5 protein-coding genes, 1 tRNA gene and 1 pseudogene are annotated in these 8,918 nt (G+C 76.3%); 3 read left to right on the forward strand and 4 right to left on the reverse strand.

What is annotated here, in order from left to right:
* Together CS2_RS09530 and CS2_RS09535 are read right to left on the reverse strand one after the other, a co-directional pair.
* A complete protein-coding gene (locus CS2_RS09530; protein ID WP_233421136.1) occupies nt 1-1,314 on the reverse strand; it encodes an MFS transporter in 1,314 nt (437 codons plus the stop codon).
* A 71-nt stretch (nt 1,315-1,385) separates the two neighbouring features.
* The gene (locus CS2_RS09535) at nt 1,386-3,080 is read right to left on the reverse strand and encodes a CotH kinase family protein (protein ID WP_070319793.1); all 1,695 of its coding nucleotides are present in this window, start codon (nt 3,078-3,080) and stop codon (nt 1,386-1,388) included.
* A 232-nt stretch (nt 3,081-3,312) separates the two neighbouring features.
* Here CS2_RS09535 and CS2_RS09540 point away from each other — a divergent pair, with 232 nt between their 5' ends.
* The gene (locus tag CS2_RS09540; protein ID WP_070319794.1) at nt 3,313-5,292 is read left to right on the forward strand and encodes a hypothetical protein; all 1,980 of its coding nucleotides are present in this window, start codon (nt 3,313-3,315) and stop codon (nt 5,290-5,292) included.
* 254 nt (nt 5,293-5,546) lie between these two features.
* Here CS2_RS09540 and CS2_RS09545 read toward each other — a convergent pair.
* Nucleotides 5,547-5,631 (reverse strand) — tRNA-Ser (locus CS2_RS09545).
* A gap of 135 nt (nt 5,632-5,766) precedes the next feature.
* Here CS2_RS09545 and CS2_RS09550 point away from each other — a divergent pair.
* Nucleotides 5,767-6,510, forward strand: a complete 744-nt coding sequence (locus tag CS2_RS09550; protein ID WP_070319795.1) for an AAA family ATPase — start codon at nt 5,767-5,769, stop codon at nt 6,508-6,510.
* A 90-nt stretch (nt 6,511-6,600) separates the two neighbouring features.
* On the opposite strand, the gene CS2_RS09555 is transcribed toward CS2_RS09550, so the two are convergent.
* A complete protein-coding gene (locus CS2_RS09555) occupies nt 6,601-7,917 on the reverse strand; it encodes an amidohydrolase (RefSeq protein WP_082740048.1) in 1,317 nt (438 codons plus the stop codon).
* Between the two features lie 158 nt (nt 7,918-8,075).
* Here CS2_RS09555 and CS2_RS09560 point away from each other — a divergent pair.
* A pseudogene (locus CS2_RS09560) lies at nt 8,076-8,918 on the forward strand (hypothetical protein); the annotation flags it as partial.

The following is an 8,918-nucleotide window of genomic DNA, read 5'->3' on the forward strand; positions in this document are numbered from 1 at the left end:
TCAGCCCCTCGCACGACGGGCGACGGCGACGACTGCGACCGCGCCCGCGACGGCGAGCCCGCCCGCGACCGCGGTGAGCCCGCCGTACCCGACCTGCGCGAGCGCGACGCCCGCGAGCGCACCGCCGCCCGCACCGGCCAGCGACATCAGCGCGTCGGACACGCCCTGGACCGTGACGCGCTCGTCGCCGGGGATCGCGCCCGCCATGACCGCCGAGCCGGCGACGTTCGCGGCCGACCACCCCACGCCCAGCAGCACGAGCCCCACGGTCACCGCGCCGTGGCTGCCGCCGCCGACCCCCGAGACCACGGACGCGACGACGAGCACCGCGAGCCCGCCGACCAGCACGGCCGTCGCCCCCAGCCGGTCCGCGAGCGCGCCCATGACCGGCGACAACGCGTACATGCCCGCGATGTGCAGGCTCACGGTCAGACCCACGAGCTCGATCGACGCCCCGTGCCCGGCCATGTGGACGGGCGTCATCGACATGACCGCGACCATCACGGCGTGCGCCACGAGGATCCCGACCAGCGCGGCCACGGCGCGCGGGTACCGCCTGAGCGTCGCGAGCGCCGCGCGCAGCGGCACGTGCGGGCGCGGCCCGGCGGCACCGCCGCCGAGCGCGCGGGCCGTGAGCAACGGGTCGGGACGCAGCCCGACCCACAGCACGAGCATCGCGGCGACCATGCCGACGGCCGAGAACACGAACACGGCCGCGAGCTCGGGCAGACCCGTGAGGCGCGACGTCGGCTCGCCGAGCCGCACGAGGTTCGGTCCCGTGACGGCACCGACGGTCGACGTCCACACGACGAGCGACAGGTCGCGCGCCCGCGTCCCCGCGGTCGACAGGTCGGTGGCCGCGAACCGCGCCTGCAGGTTCACCGCGCTGCCGACGCCCATGAGCGCCGCCCCGACCAGCAGCAGCGCGAACACCTGCACGACCGCGGCGACGACCACCACGACCGCACCGACCGACGCGAGCGCGAGCCCGGCCGACAGCGACGCGCGCCGCCCGCGGGCCAGCGCGAGGCGTGCGAGCCACAGCGCCGACAGGGCCGCGCCGAGCGTCGCGGCGGTCGTCACCGACCCGGCCCACGCGTCGGACCCCGACAGCTCCACCGCGATCAGCGACCCGACCGACACGACCGAACCCGCCGCGACGCCGCTGAGCACCTGCGCGAGCGCGAGCAGCCCGACCGTGCGGCGGCGCAGGCCCGCGGGCGCGCCCGTCGGCGGGGCGGGCGCCGGGGCGAGCGGCAGCGGGGCGACCGGGACCGCGTCGGCCGGGGGAGGTGGGGTCGGGTCGGCGGTCACGACGGGAGCGTAACCAGGCGTGGACGGCCCCGGCCCCGGCCGTGGTCGCGGCCCCGCCGAGGGCGGGGACGTCAGGTGCTCGTCGTGCCGGTGCTCGGCGCGTCGGTGCTCGGCGCGCCTGCGCCGGCCGGACCGCCGTCCGTCGGGCCCCCGGTGGTGCCGCGCGTCGTGGGGCCGGCGGCCAGCGCCTGCGAGATCGTCGCCGCCTCCTGCGTGACCGTGGCCGGGTCGACGAGGTCAGCGGCCTGGTCGGTGAGCAGCGCGACCAGCGCGTCCAGGTGGTCCTGAGCAGCGCCGTTCGTCACCGCGCTCGCGGTGAGGTCGGCGAGCGCCTCGTCGTAGGCCGCCGCGAACGTGTCGGTCGCGAGGAACCGCGTCACGAGCGCGTTCCCGGCGCCGCCAGGTCCGCCGCCGGGCATGCCCGGTGCACCGTTCGCGGCGTCCTCCCCGTCCGGAGGCGCGGGACGCTCACCGTCCTGCGGGGCCGCGCCCTGCGGCGGCCAGCCCTGCGGGAGCTCGCCGTCCGGGAGGTCCGGCAGCGCGCCCTGCGGGGGCGTCGGTCGCTCGCCGCCGTCGGCCCCGGGCTCGCCGCCGGGCATCCCACCGCCCGTCCCGCCGCCCATGCCGCCGCCCATGCCGCCGGAGAACGACAGGTTCTGGTCCCACGCGACCACCGTGAACAGGCCCGTCGTCTCGTCCCAGCGCAGGTACGAGTTGTTGCCGGGGCCGTCGATGTCGTCCCAGTTCTGCACGACGTCCTGCGCCGCGAGGTACCGCGCGAACGCGTCGACGTCGAGGTGGTCGCCCAGCTGGGCCGCGAACTCCTCGTCGCTCGCGTCGTTCACGAGCGCGAGCAGCTCGATCAGGGGTGCGTACTGCTCGTCCTCCGGCAGCGAGCTCGTGCTGCTCTTGACCTCGAACGCGTCGGCGTACGCGCTCGCGTCCTCGCCGCGGTACGACCAGTCGCCCTCGCTGTCGGCCTTGTAGGTGATGCCGGGGTTCTCGAACGTGTCGGCGTTCCACAGGTCGTCGTCGGGCAGGTCCAGCACCAGCCGCAGCCGCTCGTCGCCGCCGTTGACGCTCAGCCGCACGTACGTCGCCTGCTCGGCCGGGACGTCCGCGAGCGCGAGCACCTGCAGCGCGACGGCCTCGTTGAGCGACGACTGCGTGCTGCTGCCGCGCACCACCAGGTCGGTGCGGCCCGCGTACTGCTGGCCGTCGACGTACTTGTCGAGCCGGATCAGCCACGGCAGGCCCGCGGGGTCGTCGGCGGAGACGGAGCCCTCGCCCAGGTCGTCGCGCGCGGGGGCGTCCGCGGGGGCCTCAGCCGTGCCGGCGCCGTCGGTCGTCGCGTCCGCGTCGTCGGTCGCGCCCGCCCCCGCGTCGTCCGTCCCCGGGCGCGACGCGAGCCCGCGCAGGCTCGAGTTGCCCTTGAGGCGCAGCCCGACGTCCTGGAGCTCCTGGCCGTCGATCACGACCGTCGCGCGTATCCACTCCTTGTCCCCGGTCGCGGCGTACGCGTCGAGCATCGCCTGGTAGTCGTCCTCGTCGTACGTCACGGCGATCGAGTGCACGGTCGTCGTGTCGAAGAGGTCCGCGCCCGCGGTGGCGCTCGCCGCGGCGCCCGTGCCGGACGCGCCGGACGCGGCGTCCGTCGCGGGGACGGAGCACGCCGCGAGCGTCGCCGCGAGCACTGCCGCGACCGTCGCGCGCAGCGCCCGGCGTCGTCGGTGGGTGGGGGTCGGGAGGTCGTCGTGGTGGTCCATGCGTCGACCGTGCCCGGCGGCGCTGTGGCCTCGCTGTGGTGCGCACGGGTCGCGGCCGTGAGACGCCGCCTCGGCCCGAGCGGATTTCACCCGCTGCCAGACCGGGAGGAATGACCCGTGCCCGGGCGAGCCGGTCGGGCCGGACGGGTGAAGCGGTGCGGGCGTCGGGGTGGCGCACCGGGCGCCACCTAGCGTGTGGCCGACCCGCACCCGCCCCAGCCCGGGAGACCTCGTGCACGCTCGCCCCCACCGCCCGCCCACGGGGCGCACCCGCCGCCTGCGACGCGTCCTGAGCGGCGTCCTCGCCGCCGCGCTCGCGGTCCCCGCCCTGCTGCTCGCCGCGGCCCCGGCGACCGCCGCCGGCTTCTCGGTGGTCGGGTCGCCGTCCATTGCGTCGTCCGCGTGGGTCGGGACGCCGCTGTCGGTGTCGTTGGCCGGCATGGACATCTCTCCGGCCGTCGACTCCTACCGGGTCTCGTGGCACTGGTCGGACGGCACCCCGCGCGCGGTGCTCGAGTCGCCGGACACGGACTACACGCCGACCGCCGCCGACCTCGGCCGCTCGCTGTACGCCGACGTGCTGCTGCGCGGCGCGAACGGCGAGCTCTACGCGATCGGCACGAACCTCACCGGCGCGGTCGCGCTGCGCGGCTTCGACGAGGTCCCGGAGCTCGCCGTCACCGGGTCGGGCGTCGTCGGCGAGCCGCTCACGGTCGACGTCACGGGTGCGTGGTCGCCGACCCCGGACGACGTCGAGTACGTGTGGCACCGGTACCCGGTCGACGCGGTCGTCGCGTCCGGCACCGCCACCTACGTCCCCACGGTCGACGACATCGGCTCGACGCTCTACGTCGTCGCCACCGCGACGCGGTCCGGGTACGCCTCCTACACGCGGATCTCGACCGCGTCCACGACGGTCCGCCTCGGCTCGTTCGCGGGCGTCGTGCGTCCGACGGTCACGGGGACGGGCGTCGTCGGCTCGCCGTTCACGGCGACGCTCGACGTCACGGGCACGACGCCCGCGCCCGCGTCGGTGGACTTCCAGTGGTACCGCACCGACGGCACGCCGGTCGCCGGTGCGACGTCCGCGACGTTCACGCCCGGGCTCGACCTGCTCGGCGAGCCGCTGTACGTCGTCGCGACGCTGCGCGCACCGGGTCACCAGGACTTCGTCACGCTCGGCTCGGACTACTCCGCGACCGTGAGCCCCGCGTCCTTCGAGGGGGTCGGCCGCCCCGTCGTGACGGGCTCGGGCGTCCTCGGCACGTCGTTCACGGCGTCGCTCGACGTCACGGGCACGACGCCCGCGCCCGCGTCGGTCGACTTCCAGTGGTACCGCACCGACGGCACGCCGGTCGCCGGTGCGACGTCCGCGACGTTCACGCCCGGGCTCGACCTGGTCGGCGAGCCCCTGTACGTCGTCGCGACGCTGCGCGCGCCGGGCCACCACACGTACGTCACGCTCGGCTCGGACTACACGCGCACCGTCTCGCTCGCGTCCTTCGCACCTGGTGCCGCGCCCGTGCTCACGGGCCACCACGTGCTCACGGGCACGCTCACCGCGACGCTCGACACGTCCGCGTGGACGCCGCGCCCGCGGTCGCTGACGTACCGGTGGTTCCTCGCCGACGGCACGCCCGTCGCCGGCGAGACCGGTGCGACGCTGCGGCCGACGGTCGCCCTCGTCGGCGAGAGCGTGTACGTCGAGGTCACCGCGCACGCCGAGGGGTACCAGCCCTACGTCATCGCGTCGGCCCCGAGCGGCACGATCGCCGCGGCCACCGCCGCTGTCTCGCAGCCCGTCGTCGTCACCGGCTCCACCGTGACCGTCGAGGTCTGGGGCCTGCTGCCCGACACCGACTACGCGCTCGAGCTGCACTCCACGCCCGTCGCGCTCGGCACGTTCCGCTCGTCGTCGCAGGGCGTGCTGCGTGCCGCGGTCACGCTGCCCGCCGGCACCGCCCTCGGGGCGCACTCGGTCGTCGTGCTGCTCGACGGCGCCGAGGTCGCCCGGGTCGGGGTCACGGTCACCGCGCCCCGTGTCGCGCCCGCCACGCCGGCCGCTCCGGTGGCGGCGGCTCCCGCGGTGGCCGCCCCGGCCGCGGCCGCGCTCGCCACGACCGGTGCGGGCGACGCGTCCGCGCTGCTCGCCGTCGTCGCGCTGCTGCTCGTCGGCGGCGCCGCCACGGTGCGGGTGGCTGCCCGGCGCTGACCCGCCCGGCTGCGAGGCCCTACACGACCGACGGCCCCGACCCCGCGCGAGCGGGGCGGGGCCGTCGCCGTGCGTGGCCGCGGCGGGTCGTCTCGCTGATCTCGCTCTGCGGTGGTCCCGCGACGCGGGGACCGGTCGTCGCGACGCTCTCGGGCGGCTCGTCGGCTGCCGGGTGCCTGGTGGCGCAGCGGTGCCCAGCGCCGCCCACGACGAAGGGCCCGCCCCACATCGCTGCGGAGCGGGCCCTTCGGCTGCGGAGGATGGGGGATTCGAACCCCCGAGGGCGTGAACCCAACACGCTTTCCAAGCGTGCGCCATAGGCCACTAGGCGAATCCTCCAGGCTGCGGCGCTCCCGCCGGGCGGGCGCGCTGCGGGTAGGAGTCTAGCCGAGGACGACGGTGCCGTCGGACGCCGCCCGGCGCACCGGAGGTAGGGACGCGCGCCGTGTGGGCGGGTCGTGGTGGGGTGGGCGCATGGTCGCGCGCACGGGTCCGTGGAGCACGCTGCCGGTGCGTCGCGTCCAGGCGGGGGACCCCAAGCTCGACGGCGAGCGCGGCGGGGACTGGCACCTGCGCGTGCCGGCGGTGCGGCAGGTGCTGGAGCACGGGTGGGACCTGGGCCCGGCGACGGTGCTGGTCGGCGAGAACGGTGCGGGCAAGTCGACGCTGGTCGAGGGGATCGCGACGACGTTCGGCATGGCCGGCGAGGGCGGGTCGACGGGATCGATGCACCGCACGCGGCCCACCGAGTCGGGGTTCGCGCACGACATCCAGCTGGTCCGCGGGGCGGGCGCGCCCCGGCGCGGGTTCTTCCTGCGGGCCGAGACGATGCACGCCTTCTACACGTACCTCGACGAGCACCCCAGCGCCCGCGACCCCGAGTTCCACGCGTTGTCGCACGGCGAGTCGTTCCTCGAGCTGATCGGCTCCCGGATGATGCACCCGGGCCTGTACGTGCTCGACGAGCCCGAGTCCGCGCTGTCGTTCACCGGCAGCCTCGCCCTGCTGCAGCACCTGCACGACCTGGTCCGCAACGACTCCCAGGTGATCCTGTCGACGCACTCGCCGCTGCTCGCCGCGTTACCCGGCGCGACGATCTACGAGGTCGGCGAGTGGGGCCTGCGCGAGTGCGCGTGGGACGAGCTCGACCTCGTGACGTCGTGGCGCGGGTTCCTCGACGCCCCCGAACGCTACCTGCGGCACGTCCTGGACGGCTGACGGACGAGACCGGGCGCCGACGGCTCAGCGCGCCGGCTGGACCATCGACGCCCGGCCTCGCGAGCTGCCTGTCCCGTCAGGTGGACGACGTCAGGCGTCGAACCGCTCGCTGCGCTCGCAGACCCGCCCGGCCCCGAGCCCGCCGCGCGCGTCGGCGTCCCACGTGTAGACCTCGGTGCCGGTGACGAACACGTGCTCGGCGCGCGACGTCACGTCGAGCGGGTCGCCCGACCACACGACCACGTCGCCGTCGAGCCCGGGCGTGAGCGACCCGATGCGGTCGTCGAGGCCGAGGAACTGCGCCGGGTTGACGGTCAGCGCGCGCAGGGCCGTGTCCCGGTCGAGGCCCTCCTTCACGGCGAGCGACGCCTGGTGCACCAGGAAGTTGATGGGCACCACGGGGTGGTCGGTCGTGATCGCGACCCGCACACCCGCCCGCGCGAGGACGCCGAGGTTCTCGATCGCGCGGTCGCGCAGCTCGACCTTGGACCGCGCCGTGAACATCGGGCCGAAGATCACCGGCACGTCGCGCTCCGCGAGCACGTCGGCGATCGACGCCGCGTCGGTGCCGTGGTTGACCACGAGGCGGTACCCGAACTCGTCGGCCAGCCGCAGTGCGGTCGCGATGTCGTCGGCGCGGTGCGTGTGCTGGTCCCACGCGAGCTCGCCCGCGAGCACCGCGGCCAGCGTCTCCTTGCCGAGGTCACGCTCGAACGGCTCGCCCGCCGCGGCCGCCGCGTCGCGCCGGGCCGCGTACGTCTGCGCGTCGACGAACGCCTTGCGGATGACGGCCGCGACGCCCAGGCGCGTCGACGGCAGCTGCTTGCGCTCGCCGTACACGCGCTTGGGGTTCTCGCCCAGCGCGGACTTCACCGACACGTCGTGCCGGATCACCTGCTCGTCGACCGTGCGGCCGCCCCACGTCTTGAGCGCGACCGTCCGCCCGCCGATCGGGTTGCCCGAGCCGGGCTTGACGACAGCCGACGTCACGCCGCCCACGAGCGCGTCGCGGAAGCCCTCGTCCTCGACGTTGACCGCGTCGATCGCGCGCAGCGCCGACCCGTCGGGCGACGTCATCTCGTTCGCGTCCTCGCCGGCCCAGCCCTGCGCCTCCTCCCAGACGCCCATGTGCGCGTGCGCCTCGACGAACCCCGGCAGCACCCAGCGACCGCGCGCGTCGACCACCCGCACGCCCTCCGGCACGACGACGTCCGTGCCGACGGCCGTCACGACGCCGTCCTCGACCAGCACGGTCGCGTCCGCGATCGGGTCCGACGCGACCGGTACGACGTACCCGCCGACGACCGCGACCGACCCGCGGGCCGTGCCGATCGGCAGCCGGCCGGGCGCGGCGGCGCGCGAGGTGGACGACGGGGACGTGACGGTGCTGCGGGTCTGCTCGGGCATGACGTCCATCATGGCCCCGGTCGTGACCGCCGCGTGCGGGACCGGCCGCGCGCTGTGGAACGCACGGCCGGTGCGCGGTGTGTGGGGTGCGTGGAGGTCGCCGCGGGACCCCCGCCGGGCGGATGTCCGGATCGTCCGACCCGGTTAGCGTGGCCGCCATGACCCAGGAGCGACCGCGCACCCCCGACGACAGCCCTGCGTACGCGCCCGGCGTCACGCACGACCGCCTCGCCGACCGGTGGCCCGGCGACGCGTGGCGCGGCCCGTTGCTCGGGGTGGCACTCGGCGTCCTGACCCTCCCCGCGGTGACGACCGTGCTGGTCGCGCTGCTCGTGCTGGCCGCCCGCGGCGAGGTCGCCTGGCTGCTCGTGGCGGGTGCCGCGCTCGTCACGTCGGTGCTCGGCGGGCTGGGTGCGGGGATCGCGCTGCGGCGCGGTCACCGCGGTGTCGTGCACCGGGTCGCGCTGCTCGCGGGCGCGTGGGGCGGCGCCGTCGTCGTCGCGGCGGTCGCGCTCGCGCTCGCATCCGACCTGCCCGACCGTGTCGGAGTGGCCGTCATGCTCGTGCTCGGCGGCACGTACACGCTCGTGCTGGCGCTCGCGCTGTGGGGCGCCTCGCGCGTCATGCCGGCACCCGTCGCACCCGCGTCCACGGACGTGCCCGGCGGCGACGCGGACGGCCCCGGCCCGGTGTCGGCCCCGACCCCGACGGCCGACGACGTCCCGACGTCCGCGCCCGCCGCCGCGTCCGACGACGCCGCGCCCGACGACGCCGAGCTCGCGGACTGGCCCGCGTGGGGCGGCGACGACGCACCCGCCCCCACCGTCGAGGAGGTCGTGGTCGAGGAGGTCGTCGACGCCGAGGTCGTCGAGCCCGAGGTCGTCGAGCCCGCCGCGCCGCCCGTGCCGCCCACGCGTCCCGCCGAGCCCGCGCGGCCCGCCCGGTCGGCGTCGTCACGCCCCGTGCGCTCCGCGGCGCCCGACGCGACCCCGGCCCCGTCG

Source organism: Cellulomonas iranensis NBRC 101100 = JCM 18110, assembly GCF_001552375.1.
Lineage (GTDB): Bacteria > Actinomycetota > Actinomycetes > Actinomycetales > Cellulomonadaceae > Cellulomonas > Cellulomonas iranensis.